Consider the following 24,424-nt stretch of genomic DNA (forward strand, 5'->3'; position numbering starts at 1 on the left):
TTTAAATTCCGTCACGTTCCAGTGGGCAGCTCATGCAGCGCGCGCCGCCGCGACCACGTCCGAGTTCGTCACCTGGGATCGGCAGCACGGTGATGCCCGCTTTGTCGTATTTCTCGTTGGTCCAGACGTTGCGCTCGTAGCCAATCACCACGCCCGGGCGGATGGTCAGAACATTATTGGCGTCGTTCCACTGTTCACGTTCGGCCTCAAAGGCATCGCCGCCGGTGGTGATCAGGCGCACCTGGTTAATGCCGAGGGCTTTTTCGATGGCGTGGAGCAGGTCGGTTTCCTGAGTACGCAGCAGACCGCCGCGTCCGTCCGGGGTGAGCGTCCAGCACTGGGCATCTTTGCGCACCACTTCCGGGTAGACGGAGAAGGTGTCCACGTCGATGTGGGTCATCACGGTGTCGAGGTGCATGCAGGAGCGGTGTTTTGGCAATTCAACGGCGATCACGCGCTCGGCCTGGCGGTGTTTGAACAGGCTATTAGCAAGGAATTCCACACCCTGTGGCGTTGTGCGCTCTGACATGCCGATTAATACCGCGCCGCGTCCAATCACTAATACGTCACCACCTTCTAATGTCGCGTGATCGTAATTAATATTCTCGTCGCCGAAATATTTAATAAAATCACCGTCGGCAAACGCAGGATGCCAGCGATATATGGCCCGCAGGTTATTGGTTTCACGCTGGCGAGCCGGTTTGGCCATTGGGTTAATGGACACGCCGTTATAAATCCAGCAGGAAGTATCGCGGGTAAATAAATGGTTAGGCAGCGGCTTCATAATAAAATCATTCGCCGTGTGGGTATCCACCACCATATTTTTAATGGCTGCCGGAATTTCACCGTAGGTTAATCCGCCGCTTAACCGGCGCGCCAGTTCACGGTGCGGCATATCCGCCAGCCAGCCGCGCACATCACCTGCAAAGGTTGGCCCGAGGCGGTAGTCAGAGATTTGGGTTTCGAGAAGCCAGGCTTTTGCTTCTGCAATATCAAGCGTTTGAGTGAGAAGGTCGGTCAACAGCAGGACTTCCACACCCTGCTCGCGCAGTGTGTTTGCGAAAATATCATGCTCTTCACCCGCCCGTTCAACCGAGAGCACATCATCGAAGAGTAATTCCTGACAGTTCGACGGCGTTAAACGTTTCAGACTTAAATTTGGACGGTGCAGCATAACGCTACGCAATTGACCAATTTCAGAACCGACATAATGCTTTTCCATAATTATTCCTTTAACTGTTTTTCAGAATAAAAAGGGCATGCGCCATGTGATGTAATTATTTCCATGGCGGCTAAGCTCAATTGATTTCGAGGTTCATACTAGGCGGTTAAATAATCCGTATTGTGATATTGCTCACGTGAAACCGGATATTAAGCGGTTTGTTTTCATTTGCATGATTCGCATCAGATAATGATTAATTGGATATAATTGTCGGGTGAATAGCTAAGCAGGATACGCTGGGGTTATTTGGAGTTGTTATTATTTTGTGGAATTTAATAATTTGAGATGTTTTGTTATCTAGTTGATTTTAAATGAATAAAAATCATTAATGGAATGGCTATGCAATATTTGCAATTAACTATTTTCAACTTAATGAAAATCAATAAATAATTATGGGATTTAATAGCAAATTATCAAAATGATAAAGTGTGAGCCCGGAGAGAGTTTTGTTGTTAACGCCATACGATCAGTGAGTTAGCTATAGGGCGAGACAACGAAAATCTGAGGTTATGCATAACGACTGCATAAATGCCTGAGAGGGCTTAACAGCAAATTAACACATTTCCCGATAAACATGCGCTGGCGCAAAACCTGTCGTGAAAGCGGTGGTATGGCAGTGAGAATTCTCGTATAAAAGATGAAAGTGAAACGATGTTTTATATTGAGGGTTTGTTTATGATTATCGGCAACATCCACCATCTGCAATCCTGGCTCCCTGACGAATTGCGCCAGGCCATTGAGCACGTTAAAGCCCACGTCACCGACGCCACTCCGCTGGGCAAGCACGATATCGACGGTAACAACCTGTTTTATCTGCTCTCGGAAGACATGACCCAGCCGTTCGCCGAGCGCCGCGCCGAGTACCACGCGCGCTATCTGGATATTCAGATCGTGATGAAGGGGCAAGAAGGGATGACCTTCAGTACTCTGCCGCACGGCACACCGGACACAGACTGGCTGGCGGATAAAGACATCGCGTTTCTGCCGGAAGGTGAGCAGGAGAAAACGGTGGTGCTGAGCGAAGGGGATTTTGTGGTGTTCTGGCCGGGCGAAGTGCATAAACCGCTGTGCGCGGTGGGGGCACCTGCTAAGGTGCGTAAAGTCGTTGTGAAGATTCTGGTGGAGTAAGACCCTCACCCAGGGTTTTGTACGCCGGGTAAGCGCAGCGCCACCCGGCAAGAAGATCGTACCGAATCAGTATTATTGTCAGTACGTCGTTTGGCTCATTTCGTGGTAGCCAGATTTCTTGAAAAATCCGCATTTGAAACCGACTGTACCTTCCATAAGTTGTTTTCTTTAACCATGCAGTCTATGACTACGTGGTCCTGCTTTTTACCGAATGCAATGTATACGTTGACACAGACTGGATCGGTATCCCCAGCTATGGCTGTTACATTCTGCGGCCAGTCATCGCCGACGTATTGCGCTTTTAAAAATATATCTGCCTCGTAAAACTCTTCGTCTGCATAGCGAGGATCCTGCGCGTGACGGAGTTTTTTCATTGTTGATGCTGTGACATATTTATCTATTTCGTTTCCATCAGTGATCGGAAATGCATCTTTGTTGATTTGATTAACGTACCAGCTGTTAAATTTAACCGCACGCTCAATCGGATCAGAATGACCAGCCATCGCAGAGAAAGAAAATATGAAGAGAAGCGGTAAGATATTTTTCATATCAGTAGTGCCTGTAAAGGGTGATTTTTGGCTGTATCTTCCGATATGTCGGACCGGGATAAAGGCTGTTCTGTTTAAAGTCTGAATACCAGGTACCCGATCCGTCGTAGATACATGCATGCCCGTTCTGATGCGCACCAGGTAATGCGTCAATGACTGCAACATCACCTTCAATAGGGGTGCCGTACACCTTACTGAATCCTGCCTTCTCAAGTGATCGCCAGAAGTTTTTTGCATCAGCGCCATCAATCTTCAATCCTCCGGCACGGATAGCAGCAGCAACGGCGCGAGCGCAGTAACCGGTACTTTTATGATGTGAGTGGCTGCGGGCATATGACACAGCTTCGTGCTTATTCCATGACATAAATAATCCTTATTAACGAAATGCAGCAATAAGGAAATATTACGCCTTTAATATACAATGTTTTGTAATAGATAATGAGTTAATATTAACCATTATCTATCCAATAAATAATGGCTAATAAAATCATAAATACATATTATGGTTGATGTGTATCTCTGGGAAGTGTCAGGAAAATAAATTTTTATGCCAATAGACTGGAAATGATTATCTGCTGAAAATTAATTCAGCAGATAATCACCATTTCAAAGTGAGAGAGAGGATCACTCCCCAAGCGTCGCCACCATCACCGCCTTAATCGTATGCATCCGGTTTTCTGCCTGGTCGAACACGATGCTCGCCGACGACTCAAACACCTCGTCCGTCACTTCCATCCCGCCGTGCAGGTCGAACTCTTTCGCCATCTGTTTGCCGAGCGTAGTCTGGTCGTCATGGAACGCCGGCAGACAGTGCAGGAACTTCACGTTCGGGTTGCCGGTCAGCGCCATCATCTGGCTATTAACCTGATAGCTCCGCAGCAACGCAATACGCTCCGCCCACTTCTCTTTGGCTTCGCCCATCGACACCCATACGTCGGTGTAGATAAAGTCCGCGCCCTTCACGCCCGCCGCCACATCTTCCGTCAGGGTGACTTTCCCGCCGTTCTTCGCGGCCAGCGCGCTGCACTCTGCCACCAGGCTCTCTTCCGGCCAGCAGGCTTTTGGGGCCACCAGACGCAGATCCAACCCGGTCAGCGCCGCGGCTTCGAGCATCGAGTTGCCCATGTTGTTGCGCGCATCTCCTGCATAAACCAGCGTCATCTCGTTAAACGCTTTGCCCGGCAGGTGCTCCTGCATGGTCAGCAGGTCCGCCAGCAGCTGCGTCGGGTGGAACTCGTTGGTCAGCCCGTTCCACACCGGCACGCCCGCATACTGTGCCAGGGTTTCAACCACTTCCTGACCGTGACCACGATACTGAATGCCGTCGTACATCCGTCCGAGCACGCGTGCGGTATCTTTAATTGATTCTTTATGCCCAATCTGGCTGCCGCTCGGCCCTAAATACGTGACGCGCGCGCCCTGGTCAAATGCGGCAACTTCGAAAGAGCATCGTGTACGGGTTGAGTCTTTTTCGAAGATGAGCGCGATGTTTTTACCGGTAAGCTTTTGTACTTCCTTGCCATTTTTTTTATCGGCTTTGAGTTGTGCGGCAAGAGTCAGCAGAGAAGTGAACTGTGCAGGGGTAAAGTCGAGCAATTTCAGAAAGTGTTTCTTGTACAAATCAGACATTTTATCCTCACATGGCGAACGCCACTTATTGAATTAAAATTCACTTTATATGTGTAATTATTCATTTGCAACCCCGTTTAACAAATCTTTCTCACAAAGGTGGAGGCAAACACGTCCGTGTGTGAAAATAGAAGTATCTGCCGCACTTTAAAGAGGATTGAGCCATGGCAAACCCGGAACACCTGGAAGAGCAACGCGAAGAGACGCGTCTGATTATTGAAGAGCTGCTGGAAGACGGTAGCGATCCGGACGCGCTGTACACCATCGAGCACCATTTCTCTGCGGATGATTTCGACGCGCTGGAAAAAATGGCGGTGGAAGCCTTCAAACTGGGTTACGAAGTGACCGAGCCGGAAGAGCTGGAAGTGGAAGAGGGCGACACCGTCATCTGCTGCGACATCCTGAGCGAAGGCGCGCTGAAGGCGGAGCTGATCGACGCGCAGGTAGAACAGCTGATGAACCTGGCCGAGAAGTTCGACGTGGAATACGACGGCTGGGGAACCTACTTCGAAGATCCGAACGGTGAAGACGGCGAAGAAGGCGACGACGAAGATTATATCGACGAAGACGACGACGGCGTGCGTCACTAATAGCGTTCAAGCGGCAGTGCATGCTGCCGCTTTCAAGGTTTAAACATGGATTACCCGCAGATACTCGCCCCCGTACTCAACTTCCTCCAGTGCCCGACCCCGCAAGCATGGATTGATCAAGCCCGCGACCCGGCGAACCTGCCGCTGCTGCTCACCGACCACATGGTGTGCGAGCTCAAGGCCGCCCAGACCGCGCTGCTGCTGGTGCGTAAATACGTCGCCGACGAAAGCGGTGCCGACGCGCTGCTCGACTGGCTCAAACCCTACGAACAATTCACCTTCCGCGACGGCCCGGAGCCGGACTTCATCGCCCTGCACAAGCAGATTGGCAAAAGCGTGATGCCCAAAACTGACGACCCGTGGGGCCAGGCGCTTATCGACAGCATGGTGTTGCTGATTAAAGAAGAGCTGCACCACTTCTGGCAGGTGCGCGAGGCGATGCTGGCACGCGACATTCCGTACGTCAAAATTACCGCCAGCCGCTACGCCAAAGGAATGCTGAAAGAAGTACGCACTCACGAACCGCTGACGCTGATCGACAAGCTTATCTGCGGCGCGTACATCGAAGCCCGCTCCTGCGAGCGCTTCGCCGCGCTGGCCCCGTTCCTCGACGATGATTTGCAGAAGTTCTACCTCTCGCTGCTGCGCTCGGAAGCGCGCCATTATCAGGACTACCTGACGCTGGCCCAGCAGGTGAGCGATAACGATATCTCACCGCGTATAAAGCTTTTTGGCGAAATTGAAGCCACACTTATCTCGACACCGGACAACGAGTTTCGCTTCCACAGTGGCGTGCCGGTGTAAACCGGCATAGCTAAAGGATAAGGATGCGAGATGAATAAAACGTGGACCCGTATTGTCATTGTCGTCATCGCGGCCGCCGCCGTGGCGTTCTGGGTGTACTTCGACAAACAGCGTATGCAGCGCACCCCGGAACAGCAGCTTGATACCACCCTCAACACGATGCCCGCCTGGCAGGTCATCAAAGAACAAGAACCCGCGTTCCAGAAACGCATTCGCGAGCAGATCCTCACCATGCAGAAAGCGGGCGAGTCTGAACAGCACATTATCGACGTCATCCAGCCGCAGATTTTGACCCTGCAGATGTCACGCCTGCAGCATGCCCCGGACGCCAACGTGGTGGAATATATGAAGGTCAACATGGAGCAGACTGCCGCCATCCAGAAGGTGAGTGACGACGCCTGTTTCCGCTTCCTGTACCCGGCGGTGAAAGGCGGCGTCAACCCGATGCGCGTGCTGGATCAACAGATGATGGCCCGCCGTATGCAGGCCGACGCCGACATGATGCGCGCAGCCTACGGCAAAAACAGCCACACCGTGACCCCGGCCGAACGCGAGGCGGCAGTCGAGGATGTGCGGCCTATTATGAAGGAACTTGCCGATAAGTACGGCGAGGACATCCAGCTGCTGGAGATGCCTGAGAAGGCGGTGGGTAAAGAGAAGCTCTCCTGCGATATGGTGCAGGAGATGTGGGCGAAGGTGCTGGCGCTGCCGGAGCAGAAGGCGGCAAGGGTGATTCGGCTGGCGGTTTCGGAGCTGGATTGATGAAGGGCGCTGGTTTTTTGGGCACTTAGCGCGGGTTTAGCGCGTCGCCGCTTGCATGGCGGCGCGCGACAGGTATAATCCACAACGTTTCCGCATCCCCTTCAGTGCCGAAGTGGCGAAATCGGTAGACGCAGTTGATTCAAAATCAACCGTAGAAATACGTGCCGGTTCGAGTCCGGCCTTCGGCACCAACAGTATGTAAATGGACCTCAACTGAGGTCTTTTTTTATGCCTAAAATCCAGCACTTACCCGCCTTTCTCGCTATTTTAAGTCTCTCAAGGTCAACCGACTTCAACCCACAGCAACCGATAAATGTTGGTACATGCGTTGGTATTCTCGGTTCGATATTATTTGTACCAACAAATAGGGGGTGACCAATGGCACTAACAGATACAAGAATCAGGACAATTAAACCTACCGATAAACAGGTGAAGTTAACTGACGGTCATGGGATGCACTTGTTAGTACATCCTAATGGCTCTAAGTATTGGCGATTGCAGTACCGTTTTGGTGGTAAGCAGAAAATGCTCGCACTTGGGATCTACCCCGAAGTGTCGTTAGCAGAAGCACGTCAACGTCGTGATACGGCCAGAAAGTTGATTGTTGATGGTATCGATCCTGGCGAAAAGAAGAAGGCAGACAAAGTAGAGCGAACCGAATCGGTTACTTTCGAAAGTGTGGCGAGGGACTGGCATAAATCCAATATTAACTGGTCTGAATCTCACAGTGATCGTGTGCTCAAGAGTCTGGAAGACAATCTCTTCTCTTCTATAGGTAAGCGAAACATTGCCGAACTAAAAACTCGTGATTTACTTGCTCCTATCAAAGCAGTGGAAGCTTCAGGGCGGCTTGAAGTCGCTTCACGCCTACAACAACGATCCACTGCCATTATGCGCTACGCAGTGCAGAACGGTATTATTGATTACAATCCAGCGCAGGACATGGCAGGGGCTATCGCATCAGGTAACCGGGCTCACCGTCCAGCTCTGGAGCTAAAAGACATCCCAGATCTACTTCAGCGTATTGATAGTTATAAAGGAAGGGATTTAACAAAGCTTGCTGTAGAGCTAACACTATTGATCTTCATTCGTTCAAGTGAGCTGCGTTTTGCCCGCTGGTCTGAAATCGATTTTGAAACGGCTATGTGGACAATCCCGGCAGAAAGAACACCGATAGAAAACGTTAAGCATTCTCATCGAGGTTCAAAAATGCGTACGCCTCATCTTGTACCACTAAGTGAACAGGCATTAGCGATACTTGAAAAGATACAGAAAATCAGTGGGAATCGTGAATTAATTTTTATTGGTGATCATGATCCCAGCAAGCCGATGAGTGAAAATACAGTCAACAAGGCGTTACGTGTAATGGGTTACGACACTAAAGTTGACGTATGCGGGCATGGCTTTCGCACAATGGCCTGTAGTTCATTGATCGAGTCTGGACTGTGGTCCAGAGATGCAGTCGAACGGCAGATGAGCCATATGGAACGAAACTCTGTTCGCGCTGCTTACATCCATAAGGCCGAGCACCTGGATGAGCGTAAGTTGATGTTGCAATGGTGGGCTGATTACCTAGATGCACTACGAGTCAGGAAGATTACCCCATTTGATTACGCTAAGTTGCAAGCATCATCACCTGCATGAAGCACATTCGATGGGGCGTAAATTATATGGGTTTATCCGTTTTCGATTTCTCATCCGCTGATAGCCGAGTGTAAGTAGTACAGAAATCATTTCGATAACAGTAAGTCCGGTTTAAAAACTAACTATGTATTATCAATAACAGGCCCTTCTGTTCACGCAGAAGGGCTTTTTTTATATCTAAATCAAGGAGAAAGTTATGAAGTGTCCTGACTGTGGGTCTACAAGAGTTCAGCGTAGTGATATTGGCAAGAAAATTGGCTGTGGTGTTGGCGCTGTTGCTGGAGGGATCACAGGGGTTATCAGTAGCAGAGAAGGGGTTGAGGCTGGGGTAGCTATTGGCTCTGCAATATTGCCAGGGATCGGTACGATAGCAGGTGGTGTATTAGGCTTACTGATAGGGGTGGGCAGTGGCGCGGTTATTGGAGGGCTAGCTGGTGAAGCCGTTGATGACCATTTATTCAATACATATTGCTGTGATGTTTGTGGGGGCCAGTTTGAAGGGAGGATCTCATAGGGATCACTCTTCCTTGCTATTTTTCAGAATCAGCCAGTATTTGGTCTATGCCTTTGCGATGGAAATATCTGAGTAGTTTTTGCACCTCATCAGGCTCTAAAGCATCAAGGATCATCAACCATGATTGCTGTTGTGCGGTGAGGTCGGAAGGTTGAATGGTTGCTTTGTGGGCAAAATGCGGCTGTTCAGTATATTCAGGAATGTCGTGCTCCCTATCAGTGGATATTTTTGGGTCCATCCCTTCTCCAGATATTAACCAGCCAATACTTACGTTCTCATGATGAGCGATCTGGGCCAGAAGATCAGCTTTAGGCGTAGAGCCTCGGGTAAGCAGGTTTTTTAGTGTTGAGTAGTTTATACCCCAAACCCGCGCAGCTTCGCGTTTTGAACGGCTTCCAATCAGTGACAGTAGCCGATTTGTTAGCTCTGAAGTTTTTGTCATTCGCAGTTAATCTCCTTTGCGTTCTCTATAGACTGATTTACGTCATAAAAAGACCCAAAATGATCCACTTTGTAACTATGAATGGATTCATTTGGGTCGTATAATCAATTTATGGAGTAACCAATGAGGTTAACTCCTTGAGCTAACTCATTAGGATAATGAAGTTATGATTGAAAATGAAGTGAAACCTAAAAACTGGCACCGTATTGATATTGTGGCAGCTTTGCACAAAAAAGGTTTAACGATCAAAGGACTATCTGTACAGGCAGGATTAAGCCCTCATACATTAAAGAATGCCCTTATTCGTCCTTATCCAAAAGGAGAGAGAATTATTGCAGAGGCATTAAATATAGAACCATGCGAAATCTGGCCTGATCGCTATTCAAGATAAATAAGGAGGAATAATTATGACGTGTGTGAATTACTTATCTAAGGATAAATTGTGCTGAAAAAATTAGCTAAATTTTATTTCACAGGTATGGCTGTGTTTGCCATTCTGATCATTGTAGGTACTGTTATTTTATTTAACATCTAAATCTCGTTGATTTCCAAATAATGACATTAAGTAGTGAAAAATTATTTGGTTTACAATCAATCTTCATAAAAAGGAATTGTCATGATCTTATTAATATGGTTAATAGGTGCGGTAATAGTTGGTATGCTAGGAAAAGGTAAAGGAAGTTCATTCATTTTGTGGTTTATTCTTGGTGTTGTATTAGACCCTATATTAGCAATGATTCTATTGTTTGCTACTAAATAGTAAAGTTTTAATTATAAATGCTTTAAAGAATTTTATAAACATCAGATAATTCATTGGTCGTTATATGCATCATCAGAATATCGTAATGACAATAAATAAAATTGTATTCATAGCTATTGCACAACGCTAAATATGCATGGATATCCCCCCCCCTTAAGGATATATTATGAATAAATTAATATCACTACTTGTATGCCTTGCGTTTACAGGTGCAGCCAGTGCAGGCACTATTTTTAGCTGTGATCTTAGTAATAAACATAACGTGAGTATAGACTCAAGTAATCAGCTTGGCCTTGCTTATGATTATGGTAAGATCGATGCTACGAAATCTGATTTAACTCTGGATAATAAAAGTGCCAGCTATGGCACCTATCTTGGCCCATCATGGTCATATCAATATTTTAGGTTTGCTCGTGGTGATTATTCCTATGTCGTCTATGACAGGGATGGACGAACTCAAGGATTAGCAGTATATCAAGGTAAAAAGCTTCTGATGAATAAGAAGTGTACAGGCAATATAGAGCATGATGAAACTGGCTATACTGCTGCCAGTAACCAAATCAAACATGATCCTGATGATAACGTTTTAGACTTCATGCCTGAAGATACATCGCCTCCATCAAATAGCCCTTCCTCTTCTCAAGATCAACAACAAGAGACACAGAACCAACAACCAAGTCAACCCCCTTCACAGTCACCAGTGCAGGTCCAAATCGGTGAATCTCAAGATTCATATGGAACAACTTTTCGTACAGTTGATGTAACAGCAACAATGGATAATTTAGTTGTTAATAATGTAATGGTTAATAGAGGACATTGCGCAAGCACTATCAATAATCCAAAGAATCCTTATAAATTATTGTTTGGGAAAACACAAAGATATAAATATATTCTGCAATCAATATCTATGATAACTTCTTGCAATGTTATCGAAATCATTGTTAAAACTAATCAGGGTGACTGGACATTTACGCCTAATCAATAATAGATTTTTAATTTTAATACCACTCTCATGAGAGTGGTATTAAACCATGTGATTTTTATTTTTAGATGAAAAGTCAGGAAGGAATTATTACTTTTCAAAGAATATAGCATTGCAATTACATTCAAATAATGATGACTATTATGAATCAAAGGATAATATCGGGGGCTGTTACTCCCCCATCAAATTATGCCGTAGGGCGTTCGTTCCATGCATCATGAGCTAACAAATTGCCATCCTTATATAAATGTGTGATTTTTTCGTAGTTCAGGGCTACTTCTTCCATGTGGCCCGTTCCGGGGCATCCTCGCGTATCATGCATTACAGGACTGACGGAAATAACTTTCACATTTTCCAGAGTAATTCGGTAATATTCGACCTCTTGCCCTGCATCATTAATATGATAAAATCTGAACTCTGCGGATTTGAGCGTCTGCCCGGTGGCCGCAGCTTTAAAAAGATATGGGGAAGAGCAATCGAGTTCTTTGGTAAACTGGAAAGGCGAATGTTGACGTGTGCCGGTAACTTTCCCTGTCATCGGGTCAGTAGGGATGTTTAAACTGTGGTACAACCCTCGTAGCTCTATGCTTCCTTCTCGATCTTTTACATCGGAAGAACCACGAATCATTGCACCACCGTCATCAGTCAAAAATAAATGTACAGGTACAGCCATTTTAAAGCTCCTTGCTTGCAATTAGTCGTACAACCATTTCCCGGCTTTTGCCGATTCAATTAACATACCCACGGTAAAATCAGGAATATCAATTATTTGTTTTTTAAATGGATTCCAGGATAGCGGCACGTCAGGGTAATAAGTTTCAAGTTTAAAGTTTCCCTTGTCAGTGTTAAACACTGTGAAAAATTCATCCATTAACTCTTCTGCGTCATCAACATCAAGTCGTACATCAAAGTGAATATTTGATTCAGCAGTGTATGTGTCATATTTCTTTTTTCTAAACATATACACGCCGCTATGACGAGTAACCAGGTCAATGACACGTTGTGCAATGTCTTCTACCATATCTTATCGTTGCCCCGAGCTATGAGGTTGTAATCGCGTATAGAGCAGTAGGTGATTTTTGACACATCGGCAAGTAAAATTACCTCACCTACAAGGGGGATCGTCCGACCAACGAAAGTACCAATCTTTCTGACCATCCGCCGCTTTACTGTCCACGGTGTGTAGCCACCGATCCAGGTTGGTAGCTTAATACCAAAGGGAAACATCTTATTTCCGAAAACCTTTCTTATTCCCTTTGATAACTTTGAAGTACCTTCAACGGCATCACGTGGCTTTGTTCGTGTGGTCTGGTCATTCATTCCTGCAAGAAGACCCACTAAAGCTCCAACATCATCAATACCAAAATGCTCTGCTGTGGTTTCACAAAAAATCATGAAAAGAAGCCCAGCAGCGGTAAGGTTTGATCTTCCTGCGTAGAAGTATGTTCCATTAAGTTCCTCTACCGTATCCACTTCTTCAATCCCTTGTTTTTTATGAGTGAATTACCATCATAATGGTCGCTTATCAATCCATCTATCTTAACTTGCTGATTTAATGTAACAAAAATAATTAAAATTATGTCAGAACATAGATGATGCTGTCGTGAAAGCATACGTTAAGTGGCTGGATTGGTGCCTGTTACTCCTCAAGAGGAGCTGATGTTTTATTTTTTGATACAACCGAGGTAACGCATTGGAACTACTTGATAAAATTCTCTTCGGGTAGAATGAGTACATCATCCTTTGCGGATACTGTGGTTTTTAAGGAATAACAATGGCTGTTAATCAGGCGAAGATTCTTGAGAATCTTGAACAACTTGTTGAAAATACTGAGCAAAACGAATTTATCTACGGCTTTTTAACCGCCTTTGAGTTCCCTAAAGCGACCCTGAGTCAGATTCGGCAAGGGGGGGCGCGTAATGTTGCGAAAGAGCCAGGACACGTTGGGTTAAAAAATAAGCTCTATTATCAGCCAGTGACTGATAGCGATGATATCGAATCTGCTTTTGAGCAACGTATTGCCGATACGGCTGTTGCAAAGAATAAGATCCGCTTTGTTCTAATGACAAATTTTGTTCGCTTTTTAGCCTGGGACACACTGACGAAGGAGCGTCTCGATATTGAGTTTAAAGAGTTACCACGCAACTACGGTTTTTTCTTACCGCTGGTCGGGCTGGAGAAGGCTATTCTTAATAGCGAAAACCCGGCTGATGTGAAAGCCGCAGAGAAGATGGGAAAGCTGTTTGATCTTATCAAGGAGCGTAATGATTTAAGCAAAGCAGAAGATATTCATGCACTTAATGTCTTCCTTACTCGCTTGTTGTTTTGCTTTTTTGCCGAGGATACTGGAATCTTCGAAAAAGGTCAGTTCACTTCGGCAGTTAAGAGCTACACCGTCGAAGATGGCAGTGATTTAGATCAGCTTCTGACAGACCTGTTTGCCGTGATGAACAGCAAACCGAATAGCAAATTACGCCTGTCACTTCCCATTCATTTAACTGCATTCCCTTATGTCAATGGTGGCTTATTCGCCAGTGATGAGCCTGTTCCAGAGTTGGGGTTGAAGGGCAGGCGTATTTTACTTGAATGCGGTGCAATGGACTGGAGTGCGATTAACCCTGACATCTTTGGCAGTATGTTCCAGGCCGTGATTGATGTTGAGCAGCGTAGTCGTTTAGGCCAGCATTACACTTCATACAGCAACATCATGAAGGTCATACAACCACTATTTCTTGAACCATTGCGTTCAGAGCTGGAAAAACAACGCACAAATACTAATGGTCTTAAGCGGTTACTCCTCAGGCTGGGGGAGATGAAGATTTTCGATCCTGCATGTGGCTCAGGGAATTTCTTGATTGTTGCCTATAAAGAACTGCGTCTTTTGGAAATGGATGTAATCCGGACACTATTGCAGCGTGACCCACAATCGATCTTTATGAGTGGTATCCATCTTGACCAGTTCTATGGCATTGAGATTGATGATTTTGCTTGTGAGATAGCGCGCCTATCCCTCTGGCTTGCTGAGCATCAGCTAAATAAACAGTGGGAAGAAGATATTGGTTCAGCACCACCAGCACTACCGTTACGTTCATCCGGTAAAATTTGGAGTGGCAACAGTCTGCAAACGGATTGGCAAACAGTGTGTCCAAAGGGCGCTGATGATGAAGTTTATGTCATTGGTAATCCGCCATTTTTAGGTAGGGTAGGCCGTTCAAATGCTCAGCGCGATGATATGCAGGCAGTGTTTACCGGTTTCAAAACATTAGGTGGTCTGGATTTTGTCGCTTGTTGGTTCTGGAAAGGGGCCCAATATATCCAGAACAGCCGGGCAGAGTTGGCGCTGGTTGCGACCAACTCACTTTGCCAAGGGGAACAGGTTGCCACTCTTTGGCCTCCCATATTTGCACTTGGGCTGAATATTCATATGGCATATCCAACCTTTACGTGGGCCAATAATGCCCGTGATAAGGCAGCAGTGCATGTGGTGATTATTGGCTTATCCGGACAAAGCAAAGTACGTCAACTCTTCCAGCAAGTCGATGGCAAGTGGCACAGTAAGCTGGTAAGTAATATCAGCCCCTATCTATTGGAAGGTGGAAATGTTGTTGCTGCACTGACAACAAAGCCAATATCTGATGGTGTCTCATCTTTGCTATTTGGCAATATGCCAAATGATGGTGGTTATTTGCTAATGAATAGGGCTGAGCGCGATGTCCTGCTAAAACAAGAACCACAGGCTGCCCGTTGGATTAAAAAGGTATTGGGTGCTGATGAATTTCTCAATGGCAAAGAGCGCTATTGTCTGTGGTTGGTGAACATCACTGATGCTGAGCTTCAATCTATGCCACTGGTTTGTAGTCGTGTAAAAAAAGTAGCTGAAAAGCGGAGACAAAGTCCCGACAAAGGAACCCAAAAACTCGCTGAGCGACCACATCAATTTAGGGATTTAAATAACCCCGATAATTACATTCTGATACCCAGCGTATCATCAGAACGGCGCATGTATGTCCCTATTGGTTTTTTTGAAGCTGATGTCATTTCAACCAACCTGAACTTTATTCTCCCGAATGGCACTTTATACGAATTTGCCATCCTGACTTCACTAATGCACAACGACTGGATGAGACTGGTCGCAGGGCGTTTAAAAAGTGATTATCGCTATTCTGCAAAAGTGGTTTACAACACCTTCCCTTGGCCGAATGTCACTGATACGCAGCGTAAGTCGCTTATTGTATTGGCAAAAACAGTGTTACTGACTCGGGAAAATTACCCAGAAAATACTCTAGCTGAGTTGTATGACCCGTTAAAGATGCCTATGGACCTGCTGGAGGCTCATCAGGCACTGGATAAGGCCGTTGACCGTCTCTACCGCGACAAACCATTCAAGGACGCTACTGAGCGTTTGAGTTGCCTGTTAGAGCGCTATGAATCGCTGACTAAAGCATAAGAGTTAGCTCTGCCAGCCAGGGCATATAGAGGATTGCATTGTGGAAAATATTTTACAGGTTACTTACGGACAGACCGGGCAAAGTGCGCGTCTTAATGATCTTGGTATGCGGGAAATGCAGGCACGAGCCTTTGAGCAGCGGAACAACCCTTATCTGCTTATCAAAGCTCCGCCAGCTTCTGGTAAATCAAGAGCATTAATGTTTCTTGCTCTGGATAAGCTCGTCAATCAGGGGTTACGTAAAGCAATAGTCGCCGTACCTGAAATGTCCATCGGTGGTTCGTTTAAAGATACTGAACTTACAAAGTACGGTTTCTTTGCCGACTGGAAAGTGAAACCTGAAAATAATCTGTGCATTGGCGGCGGTGAGGCCGGTAAGGTTGAAGCCTTTAAACGATTTATGGCGAGCCCTGACGACATTCTGGTTTGCACTCACGCCACGCTGCGCTTTGCTTTCGATAAGCTGAACATTGAATCATTTAACGACTGTCTGGTGGCTATAGATGAGTTCCATCATGTCTCAGCGGATGAAAACAACCGTCTGGGCAATCTGATTGATGCATTGATGCAAGGCTCTAATGCGCAGATTATTGCGATGACCGGCTCTTATTTTCGAGGGGATACCGTACCCATCCTGCAACCCGAAGATGAAGCCCAGTTCACGAAAGTGACCTATACCTACTACGAACAGCTTAATGGATATCAGTATTTAAAATCTTTAGGTATTGGCTACCATTTTTATCAGGGGCCATACATCAAGGCACTACCCTCAGTGCTGGATGCCAGCAAGAAAACCATCATTCATATCCCCAATGTTAATTCCGGCGAATCCACAAAAGATAAACATGCCGAGGTTGATGCCATCCTGGATGCGCTGGGTGAGGTGCAACAGCAAGAACCAGATACTGGTATCTATCGGGTAAAACGTAAAGGTGATGGAAAATTATTACGTGTGGCAAATTTGGTTGATGATAACCCGTCGGAAAGACCTAAAGTTCAGGCGTATTTGCGTAACATTCAGTCTGCTGACGATATGGATATCATCATTGCATTGGGTATGGCGAAAGAAGGGTTTGACTGGCCTTTCTGTGAACATGTACTGACAATTGGTTATCGCAGTTCGATGACAGAGATTGTGCAAATTATTGGGCGTGCAACACGAGATTGTGAAGGTAAAACTCACGCACAGTTTACCAACCTTATAGCTCAGCCTGATGCTCAAGATGATGACGTTAAAGTATCGGTAAACAACATGCTTAAAGCCATCACCACCTCGTTGCTGATGGAGCAAATCATGGCTCCAAATATTCAATTTAAGCCACGATCTCAATGGACTGGTGAACCGTTACCTGCCAATACGGTTCTGGTTGATGATCATGCATTACCGGTATCAGACAAGGTGCTGACAATCCTTAACGGCGGTAAAAACGAGATTCTTGCAGCGCTAATGGCGAATGAGCAGGTGGTTAAAGAGGCTATTACTGAGTCAACACCGCCTGAGGTGATCACTCAGGTAGTGTTACCATCGGTGATACAAACGCTTCACCCTGACCTGACTGAATACGAACTGGAACAAGTGCGTAGTGGTATTTTGCAGAGTCTTTTTGTGGGTCAATGCGGTGGTCTTATTGATGAAGCTGATTTACCGCCGGATGCCATAATCGATAACAGCCCCGGCCAGCGTACCGGTAGTTCGAATGACTCGTTAAATGTTAACCATCAGTTTTTAAAAATGGGTGATAAATTCATCAACATTGAAAATCTGAATATTGACTTAATTGATGCAGTGAATCCCTTCCATGGTGCTTACGAGATTTTGTCAAAATCAGTCACCGCGACGATGCTAAAAGCCATTCAGGAAGCAGTCAGAGCGAATCAGGCACAGGTATCAGAGGAAGAAGCGGTGATGCTTTGGCCCAGAATTAAAGCTTTTGCCAGTGAATATCAGCGGGAGCCATCACTGAATGCCAGTGATGCGATAGAGGTTCGTTATGCTGAAGTATTGGCCTATATCCGAAAAATGAAACAGCAGCGCATTGTGCGACAGGAACCGTAATTTATGCTCAGGCTTTCTCCTGTTCAGCCTCGTCAAAAGGCGACCATTGACGATATTTTTTCCGAAGCTGATGATCTGGGCTTACTGGTGGTTGAACCACTGAAAATATATTCACCTACCGGTAACCTGTCTGTCAGTCGATTAGAAGAGATTAATGCCTTTTATGTTGTTCACGGCCATCCTCCTCTAACCGATTCGGAGGAATTTAAAGAAACGTTGCTTGCTCAACGTCTGAGAGCTCTCAGGGATAACAAACAATATCATGAGATGTTGCAGCCGTTTGATATCCACGGTTTGCTTGAGGGGGGAAACACCGGGAATATCCTTGAACCATCAGAATCATTACCAGTTCCCCCAGTCGTGGTTGATAAATCTGAGCTGGTCACCTCACTGGAAGATATCTTTGCAGATGACGATGATGGATTGCTCTCATTTTCTGCACCCGATATTTTCACTTTAAAACATGTCCCTACTGAAAAGAAAACACAGCCAGATGAGATTGCAAAACGGCAACCTTGCCCAGATTTCCATCGCTTCGCTCCATTGTTTGAGACGGTCCAAAATGGCCTGAAAACGGGAGCATTTTCATTTGTTCGCTTCCGCCATGAGTTAAAAATTTATGAAGGTGATTTTTTTATTCTCAATGGAGTTATGGGGTATGTAGACAAAGTTGGTGAGCGATTAGAGGAATATGGTCCCTGGAATGCCCGTTTGCATCTGGTATTCGAAAACGGGACTGAGATGAATATGCTTTTCCTTTCACTTACGCATGGTCTGGTACGAGACACAGAAGGCCGCAAAATTATTCTGAACGGACAACATGTGCGGCCAGATGAGACGCCGGTTCCGACTGGATATGTCTATGTCCTTGCCACTCATAGCAACCAGCCAGCTCTTCAATGTTTTAAACCTGATTTGTATAAAATTGGCTTTACCGAAGGAACTATTGAAGAACGTATTAAGCATGCTGAAAAAGATAAAACCTTCCTAGAAGCCCCAGTTCGGATAGTCATGACCACACAATGTTTCAACATCAACACCCACAAACTTGAAGCGCTGATTCATGGTTTTTTAGGGAAGCAACGGCTCAATATCACGTTACGAGGCCTGGATGGGCAGATCTATCATCCTCGCGAATGGTTCCATGCACCTTTAGCGACTGTGCTGTCGGTGATCAAGTACATTCTTGATGGCACTATCTCGCAATATCGAATGGATAATACGACAGGAAAGATAGTGGCGAAGCAGGATGACAAACATCAATAAATTTTTTTGTACAATCCAAACCAGTAGAGATTCTCAATGAGCGATATTCAGCTATTCCGTTACGGTACTTCCGGTGTCCAGGAGCTCTCTGGGAAAGCCGTAACGGTCGAGAAAGAGCTTCAGACATTGATTGAAGCACACATGGAAGCGTTTCTCGGTGTACGCTTTTTGGCTTCTGAGTACAGTACCGGTAAAACGCATCGTGGGCGTATTGACTCTTTAGGGCTCGATGAAAATAACTGCCCCGTTATCATCGAGTACAAACGCCACAGTAATGAGAACGTGATCAATCAGGGGTTGTTCTACCTCGATTGGTTGTTGGATCATCAGGCAGAATTTCGCTGGCTGGTGATGGACAAATTGGGTAAATCTACTGCAGAGAAAATAGACTGGTCAGGGACCCGCTTACTTTGTATTGCAGCAGACTTCAATAAATATGATGAACATGCCGTACAGCAGATTAACCGTAATATTAGTCTGATCCGCTATAAGCTCTTTGCCAGTGATTTACTTATGTTTGAACTCGTCAATGCGACCACAGAAAAAAACACATCAATACCAGTATTAGTCGCTACAGGAAATAGCGCGCCAGAGAAAAGCGTTGGGGTTACAACGTCAGAACGGAATGACCACCACCGAAATCGTATTGCGATGGCATCGCCAGGTTTGCTCATGTTCTACAATGAGATTTGTGATTACGTTGAATCTTTAGGCGATGATGTTCAACGCAAGGAACTCAAGTTTTATACTGCTTTTCAGAAAATTAAAAATTTTGTTAGCTTACAGGTCTGGGCTCCGCAAAGAGATCCACAGTTGCGTCTTTATCTTAAGTTGAACCCGCAGCAAGTTGATCTGACACCTGGCTTTATCAGTGATGTCACGAATAAAGGCCACTGGGGGACAGGTGATGTGGAGATTATTGTGCGTACTAAAGATGAGCTGGATAAGTCTAAGGTCATGATAGAAAAGGCTTATCAGGAAAATTAAGGTAACTTCAAACATGAAGCTATCCTGCTGGCTTACTCTCATCCATGATGCTTTTGGTAACCTGCAAGAAGGCAACGGCACTACTAATCGTAAAGATAGCATTGGTAATCAGGCTATCACCAACAAAGATTGCAATCACAAAACCTGCTGTAAGGCTGTGCTTGGTAATCTGGACCGTGTTTAGGATGGAATTCATCATGAAGTGAAGTCCATGAAAATCCAGAAGATCGATTCATCAGATAGTAGGCTTTGTTAATACCCTCAAATTCTTCCTGAACCGCATTCTGAGCAGTTTGTAGCGTCAATGATTGGTATGGGGCAGCATTTACAGATAAAGCCTTCGGTGAGGCTTGTGGCTCGTCTGGTAATGCTATTTATTCCTTATAATACAACTAATTAGCTTATTAAGATGATTATTCTCCAATCTTGTAGAGTCTGTGTTGCAGGATATACAGTGTTACTCACCAACGTAATTCTTACTGCGCTGCATAGGTGCAATTCATGCTGAAATGGGAGTAAAACGTGATTCAGGTTCATTTATAGCCTTGTTTTGTTACGGATATTTTCTGGCATCTTGAAGTGAGTAGCTTTCGGTGGAACGATTGGTGTCATGTTTGATACCCGTCGGAAGCGGAAATATTGATTATGGCTATACATACAGGCAGTGAAAATCCCAATGAATTACTCCCTCACCATTTTTCTCCCCCACGTCAGCAAAAGCAAATTTCATATCCTGTTAATGCTTTCCCCCCTGTAATCAGAGATGTTATCAAAACTCTTTACGAAGATACTCAAATACCCATTGAACTCATTGGGAGCACCGTTTTGGCTGCGGCGGCATTGGCCTTACAACCTGTTCTGGGGGTGATGCCTCCATATAGCAGTGAGCCTGAGCCTTGTTCACTGTATGTTTTATCCATGGCTAAAAGTGGCGAAGGTAAATCGACTTTAAGTCGATTAATTATGAAACCGTTTCATGAATTTTCAGAGATGATGAAAAAGGAATATGATAAGAAATTAAGTGATTATAAAAAAGAATACCGAATCTGGAATGTACGGCGTAAGGTATTAGAGAAGAGTTTTTATGATGCAGTTAAGCATAATAACTATGAAGTTGAAGAATTTTTATTACAAGACCATCTCGATGCTGAACCTCAAAAACCAAATAGATTTAATTTAATTTATGAGGATGCAACACCTAAGGCTATTATTGAGGGGCTTGGCGAACATCCTTACGCAGGTATCATCTCTGATGAGGCCATTACTTTCTTCACGGGATATACTAAAAATAATCTTGGTTTACTCAATAAAGCATGGAGTGGAGATGCTTATACACTAAAGCGTGCGAAAGAAGAGGAAATTGATGTTAAACCATTTCTGACTCTCTCTCTCATGGTTCAGCCCGGAGTGTTCTTTAAATACCTTGAAAAACATTCTGATATTGCAGCATCGAGTGGTTTTCTCTCACGGTTTTTATTCTCATCAACTCAAAGTACAATTGGATTGCGTCGGAATAATGTTAGCAATAATACATCAGAACATGCAGTATCAGAATTACATAAAAAATTTCACAGTATCCTTGCACACCATAAAGACAAGTTTTACGACGAAACAATACCAAAGAAAATATTAGAACTTTCCAGTGAAGCCAGACGGCTATTTCAGGATAAATATAACACATATCAGGGGTATATGGTTGACGGTCAAAAGTGGTCACATATGTGCTCTATAGGTTCAAAAGCTGGTAGTAATGCATTACGGATTGCAGCAATTATTCATGGCATGAGCAATAAATCTGATACAGCTATTGATTATGAAACGTTAAACAAAGGATTTTCTATTGCTGAATGGTATTTAGAACAGGCAGATATGATATTTTATCCTATGTCACCAGAATATTTATTTGTATGTGATGTTTATGAATTATTTGAGTGGATAAAAAATCATTTCGCTAATCCTACTAAAAAAGACTACGGGTTTGGAGTATTGGATGGAGAACTTAAACCTTTTGATCCATTTCCTAAACGAGATATAGAAACAAACGGACCTTACAGACTACGCAGGATAAATAAACTAGAACCAGTACTTCGGCAACTTATTGGCTTTGGATTAATTACTATAATTAAATATGATAATGGTAAGGGGCATTTTATCTATCCTAACCGTTTAGGACAGTATGGTATCATCCCGGTCGGAAATGAAAATAAAATACGTTTCAAGGTTGTTTTATCAAGTACTGATGTTAAACCTAAAAATGGGCGTTTTGATATGTCCAGATTTAACTGGAGCTAAGTAACGAAATTGTTAATCGGCATTTTAAATACCACGCGTGGAAATGGGAATGAGTTTCATTATTTTTATAGTGGTGATTTTTTTAAAATATAAAATGCTTAAAACGTTGCTACAGTTGCCACTGTAGCAACTGTAGCAACTGTAGCAATCAAATGGAAATGATGAAATTTAAAAAAATGAGATAAAAGTATCTGGTATGGTTTTTTGAAGCAATGAAGAACGGTTACGCATGTAATTATAAATGGTTGAATGTTGATTTTTTTTTGCCAATTCTTATTGAGTTATATAAGCATTGGCCTGTAAATGATTTAAATTAATCACACTATTTTTTGATAATCCATCAACATTCCATAAAAAATGTAATAGTGGTTTTGTGTACTAATTAATGCAATCCTTTGCATTTATATTAAATGGCATCAAGTAGCACCATGCAGAACAGCTTGCCTCTTGATTGTAGATATCATCCACTTTGTCACTTTATTTATTGGCTATTATACTTGATCACCGCGAGATTCTTTTATTCTTGCCAGTAGCCAAGCTTTTACTTCACTTTCTAACCAACGGGAACTACGGCCTTGCTTTATAGGTTTAGGGAATAACCCGTTGTCCATCAGTTTGTAGAACCATTGAGTAGATAATCCAGTAAATGCAACAATAGTTTTCATATCAATCATCCTATCGTTAATCAGGTCAATGTCATCTAGGGTATTGATGTTGCTCATGATAGTTGTCTCTCTTTAAAGGTTAAGGGAGACAGGAACCAATATTTACGCAGCTAATCTGGTAGATGTCAGTTCTCTGTCATAAGCTATACCCACAGTAATGAATTAATTTAAGGTGCCTATATAGGCATGGTAAAAATATTAAAATTCCTCTATCGCACCACCATTGTTGTTTATGTATATTTAATTAGACATATTAGTGCCACTAGAAACGCTTGCGACACATCCTAAGCAGTTTTGTTTTATATTTTGATAAAGAGTAGGGCTGATATATTTAATTGTGTAGAGATGCTTGCAGGAGTTATACTAATTATGATGCATTTAACACTTATCCCTGACTATAACCAAAATTACGCTGACCATCATCTTTGTTCTTCGTTTCTTCTTTGGCAAAGTAACTGACACGATAAATAAGATCATCATAAGAGTCTTTGAAGTCCTGACTGGTTTCACTTAGGTAGTAACATGGATTCTCAGGGAAATAAACTAATGAGGTAGTGGATATATCTTCATCAATAGTTATACCCAAAGCACTATACCAGGCATCTTTTATCATGGCTGATAGATTCCCTGTGCTTTTTTTATAATCACCAAGGAAAGCATAAGTATCTTGATTAAGGAGAAGGAGCACATGATAGTGAGTGTTACTCGTGGTGGGTGAAAGTTCCCGGGTCCATATATAACGTAAGGTAGTCGGATGTACTCGTTTATGAGCCTTGGCTTTAGCTTTGAGATCGGATTTAATCTTGGCTTTCAGTGATGCAATAAACCTGGTTATAACAGCAGCATCAATTTTAGCGAAGTCATATGGATCAATCATTCCATCCAGATTTGTAGTGCAAGGTACATGGAGATCAACTCTTATAGCAAATATTCTGGAGTGGCAGACTAATGCTTTGGCTATGGTATGTTTAATTCTATTCAGGTGGTATTCATTTAGTTTACCGTGTGATTCGATATATTCACTCATTTTAAATCCTTACTATGTGGTTGGTAATATGACATTTCAGTGTTAGTAATAATTTAATTAGGAATTGTTTTGTCGTTGCTATGGTTAACTTCATTTCACTGATGAATTAGTATGTGTTTGAATTTATTATTAGGTGAATGTTATATATTTATCTATGAGGTATTGGTAGTATGTAATATGGGTTGTTATTATTTATATGCATTAGTTGCTATCTGTATTCATTACTATTTATATTTATTAGAAGTAAACATGGATTATAATTACATTATCATTTAGTATTGTTTATACAGTGGTGTTTACTATATTACATAAACCGACACGCTAAATAGTGATTTACTCAATATTGCAATAAAAGAAGAGAAATTAAAAACTGATTAAATAGGTAATGATTACGTACATATAATTACTCTTGAGTTATCACTAATAAATAGTAATTATAATTGACCTGTTTAGTGGTTTCTGAGAATGAGAGCAATATTAGATAAGGAATGTAATAATATTATTGTTGAACTAAATACAATGATGATCACTGTTCTTTTGTTATGAAATACTCTGACAGGACTACAGGAGAAGTCCGCTCTGTGCTGTGAGTTCAACCATTGGATGTGTAAGTACCCCGCATAATCGGGCCCTTCACTTTTAGAGAACCTCCGGCATGA

At 43.9% G+C, this 24,424-nt stretch carries 25 protein-coding genes and 1 tRNA gene; 14 read left to right on the plus strand and 12 right to left on the minus strand.

Annotated elements, in window-relative coordinates:
* Position 1 precedes the first annotated feature (1 nt).
* A complete protein-coding gene (arcA, locus tag JGF26_RS17430; protein ID WP_008501384.1) occupies positions 2 to 1,222 on the minus strand; it encodes an arginine deiminase in 1,221 nt (406 codons plus the stop codon).
* A gap of 675 nt (positions 1,223 to 1,897) precedes the next feature.
* On the opposite strand from arcA, the gene JGF26_RS17435 reads away from it, so the two are divergent.
* Complete coding sequence (locus JGF26_RS17435) at positions 1,898 to 2,350, plus strand: YhcH/YjgK/YiaL family protein (protein WP_134708455.1); 453 nt, start codon at positions 1,898 to 1,900, stop codon at positions 2,348 to 2,350.
* A 95-nt stretch (positions 2,351 to 2,445) separates the two neighbouring features.
* Here the strand turns inward: JGF26_RS17435 and JGF26_RS17440 are convergent, their stop codons facing one another.
* The 4 genes from JGF26_RS17440 to JGF26_RS22455 all read right to left on the minus strand — a co-directional run bounded on the left by JGF26_RS17440 (position 2,446) and on the right by JGF26_RS22455 (position 4,592).
* Positions 2,446 to 2,898, minus strand: a complete 453-nt coding sequence (locus JGF26_RS17440) for a DUF3828 domain-containing protein (RefSeq protein WP_028016508.1) — start codon at positions 2,896 to 2,898, stop codon at positions 2,446 to 2,448.
* A 1-nt stretch (position 2,899) separates the two neighbouring features.
* Positions 2,900 to 3,262, minus strand: a complete 363-nt coding sequence (locus tag JGF26_RS17445; RefSeq protein ID WP_028016509.1) for a hypothetical protein — start codon at positions 3,260 to 3,262, stop codon at positions 2,900 to 2,902.
* Between the two features lie 260 nt (positions 3,263 to 3,522).
* Complete coding sequence (argF, locus tag JGF26_RS17450) at positions 3,523 to 4,527, minus strand: ornithine carbamoyltransferase (RefSeq protein WP_134708456.1); 1,005 nt, start codon at positions 4,525 to 4,527, stop codon at positions 3,523 to 3,525.
* The gene (locus JGF26_RS22455) at positions 4,497 to 4,592 is read right to left on the minus strand and encodes a hypothetical protein (RefSeq protein ID WP_213014347.1); all 96 of its coding nucleotides are present in this window, start codon (positions 4,590 to 4,592) and stop codon (positions 4,497 to 4,499) included. Before JGF26_RS22455 ends, argF begins: the two co-directional genes overlap by 31 nt.
* Positions 4,593 to 4,691: 99 nt before the next feature.
* On the opposite strand from JGF26_RS22455, the gene rraB reads away from it, so the two are divergent.
* From rraB to JGF26_RS17475, 5 genes are all read left to right on the plus strand, one after another.
* A complete protein-coding gene (rraB, locus tag JGF26_RS17455; RefSeq protein ID WP_025759886.1) occupies positions 4,692 to 5,117 on the plus strand; it encodes a ribonuclease E inhibitor RraB in 426 nt (141 codons plus the stop codon).
* 45 nt (positions 5,118 to 5,162) lie between these two features.
* Entirely contained in the window at positions 5,163 to 5,921 is a 759-nt protein-coding gene (miaE, locus tag JGF26_RS17460; RefSeq protein WP_134708457.1) for a tRNA isopentenyl-2-thiomethyl-A-37 hydroxylase MiaE, read from the plus strand.
* 30 nt (positions 5,922 to 5,951) lie between these two features.
* Positions 5,952 to 6,683, plus strand: a complete 732-nt coding sequence (locus tag JGF26_RS17465; protein ID WP_134708458.1) for a topoisomerase II — start codon at positions 5,952 to 5,954, stop codon at positions 6,681 to 6,683.
* A gap of 106 nt (positions 6,684 to 6,789) precedes the next feature.
* Positions 6,790 to 6,874: transfer RNA gene (locus tag JGF26_RS17470), tRNA-Leu, on the plus strand.
* A gap of 187 nt (positions 6,875 to 7,061) precedes the next feature.
* Complete coding sequence (locus JGF26_RS17475; protein WP_134708459.1) at positions 7,062 to 8,327, plus strand: integrase arm-type DNA-binding domain-containing protein; 1,266 nt, start codon at positions 7,062 to 7,064, stop codon at positions 8,325 to 8,327.
* 530 nt (positions 8,328 to 8,857) lie between these two features.
* On the opposite strand, the gene JGF26_RS17480 is transcribed toward JGF26_RS17475, so the two are convergent.
* Positions 8,858 to 9,283 (minus strand): helix-turn-helix domain-containing protein, encoded by a 426-nt coding sequence (locus tag JGF26_RS17480; protein WP_134708461.1) that lies wholly within the window; start codon positions 9,281 to 9,283, stop codon positions 8,858 to 8,860.
* A 166-nt stretch (positions 9,284 to 9,449) separates the two neighbouring features.
* Here JGF26_RS17480 and JGF26_RS17485 point away from each other — a divergent pair, with 166 nt between their 5' ends.
* The 3 genes from JGF26_RS17485 to JGF26_RS17495 all read left to right on the plus strand — a co-directional run bounded on the left by JGF26_RS17485 (position 9,450) and on the right by JGF26_RS17495 (position 11,028).
* Entirely contained in the window at positions 9,450 to 9,674 is a 225-nt protein-coding gene (locus JGF26_RS17485; protein WP_134708462.1) for a helix-turn-helix domain-containing protein, read from the plus strand.
* A 225-nt stretch (positions 9,675 to 9,899) separates the two neighbouring features.
* On the plus strand, positions 9,900 to 10,043 hold the full coding sequence (locus JGF26_RS17490) for a hypothetical protein (RefSeq protein WP_167587211.1): 144 nt from the start codon (positions 9,900 to 9,902) through the stop codon (positions 10,041 to 10,043).
* Positions 10,044 to 10,209: 166 nt separating this feature from the next.
* Positions 10,210 to 11,028, plus strand: coding sequence for a hypothetical protein (locus JGF26_RS17495; RefSeq protein ID WP_134708463.1), 819 nt, complete (start codon positions 10,210 to 10,212; stop codon positions 11,026 to 11,028).
* A 184-nt stretch (positions 11,029 to 11,212) separates the two neighbouring features.
* Here JGF26_RS17495 and tssD read toward each other — a convergent pair whose 3' ends face one another.
* Genes tssD through JGF26_RS17510 form a run of 3 tightly spaced genes read right to left on the minus strand, consistent with a single transcriptional unit; the run spans position 11,213 to position 12,498 of the window.
* Positions 11,213 to 11,698 (minus strand): type VI secretion system tube protein TssD, encoded by a 486-nt coding sequence (gene tssD, locus JGF26_RS17500; RefSeq protein WP_134708464.1) that lies wholly within the window; start codon positions 11,696 to 11,698, stop codon positions 11,213 to 11,215.
* Between the two features lie 21 nt (positions 11,699 to 11,719).
* Complete coding sequence (locus JGF26_RS17505; RefSeq protein WP_134708465.1) at positions 11,720 to 12,046, minus strand: DUF1493 family protein; 327 nt, start codon at positions 12,044 to 12,046, stop codon at positions 11,720 to 11,722.
* Entirely contained in the window at positions 12,040 to 12,498 is a 459-nt protein-coding gene (locus JGF26_RS17510) for an STM2901 family protein (RefSeq protein ID WP_134708466.1), read from the minus strand. The genes JGF26_RS17505 and JGF26_RS17510 overlap by 7 nt, the downstream gene beginning before the upstream one ends.
* A gap of 301 nt (positions 12,499 to 12,799) precedes the next feature.
* On the opposite strand from JGF26_RS17510, the gene JGF26_RS17515 reads away from it, so the two are divergent.
* The 4 genes from JGF26_RS17515 to JGF26_RS17530 are packed head-to-tail and all read left to right on the plus strand — an operon-like array spanning position 12,800 to position 19,781.
* Positions 12,800 to 15,472: a DNA methyltransferase gene (locus tag JGF26_RS17515; protein ID WP_134708467.1), complete on the plus strand. Its 2,673-nt coding sequence runs from the start codon at positions 12,800 to 12,802 to the stop codon at positions 15,470 to 15,472.
* Between the two features lie 40 nt (positions 15,473 to 15,512).
* Positions 15,513 to 17,528 (plus strand): DEAD/DEAH box helicase, encoded by a 2,016-nt coding sequence (locus JGF26_RS22580; RefSeq protein WP_203250373.1) that lies wholly within the window; start codon positions 15,513 to 15,515, stop codon positions 17,526 to 17,528.
* Positions 17,529 to 17,531: 3 nt separating this feature from the next.
* On the plus strand, positions 17,532 to 18,794 hold the full coding sequence (locus JGF26_RS17525; protein ID WP_134708469.1) for a GIY-YIG nuclease family protein: 1,263 nt from the start codon (positions 17,532 to 17,534) through the stop codon (positions 18,792 to 18,794).
* A gap of 36 nt (positions 18,795 to 18,830) precedes the next feature.
* Positions 18,831 to 19,781, plus strand: coding sequence for a DUF5655 domain-containing protein (locus JGF26_RS17530; RefSeq protein WP_134708470.1), 951 nt, complete (start codon positions 18,831 to 18,833; stop codon positions 19,779 to 19,781).
* Between the two features lie 19 nt (positions 19,782 to 19,800).
* On the opposite strand, the gene JGF26_RS17535 is transcribed toward JGF26_RS17530, so the two are convergent.
* Positions 19,801 to 19,980 carry a hypothetical protein gene (locus tag JGF26_RS17535; RefSeq protein ID WP_134708471.1) on the minus strand — a complete coding sequence of 60 codons (180 nt, stop codon included), beginning with the start codon at positions 19,978 to 19,980 and terminating at the stop codon, positions 19,801 to 19,803.
* Positions 19,981 to 20,426: 446 nt separating this feature from the next.
* Here JGF26_RS17535 and JGF26_RS17540 point away from each other — a divergent pair, with 446 nt between their 5' ends.
* Complete coding sequence (locus JGF26_RS17540; protein WP_134708472.1) at positions 20,427 to 22,073, plus strand: YfjI family protein; 1,647 nt, start codon at positions 20,427 to 20,429, stop codon at positions 22,071 to 22,073.
* A gap of 491 nt (positions 22,074 to 22,564) precedes the next feature.
* Here JGF26_RS17540 and JGF26_RS17545 read toward each other — a convergent pair whose 3' ends face one another.
* Positions 22,565 to 22,795, minus strand: a complete 231-nt coding sequence (locus JGF26_RS17545; protein ID WP_134708473.1) for an AlpA family phage regulatory protein — start codon at positions 22,793 to 22,795, stop codon at positions 22,565 to 22,567.
* 328 nt (positions 22,796 to 23,123) lie between these two features.
* The gene (locus tag JGF26_RS17550) at positions 23,124 to 23,765 is read right to left on the minus strand and encodes an inovirus Gp2 family protein (RefSeq protein WP_134708474.1); all 642 of its coding nucleotides are present in this window, start codon (positions 23,763 to 23,765) and stop codon (positions 23,124 to 23,126) included.
* Positions 23,766 to 24,424: the final 659 nt, after the last annotated feature.

The organism is Enterobacter sp. E1, assembly GCF_016809815.1.
In the GTDB taxonomy this organism is placed as follows: domain Bacteria; phylum Pseudomonadota; class Gammaproteobacteria; order Enterobacterales; family Enterobacteriaceae; genus Enterobacter; species Enterobacter adelaidei.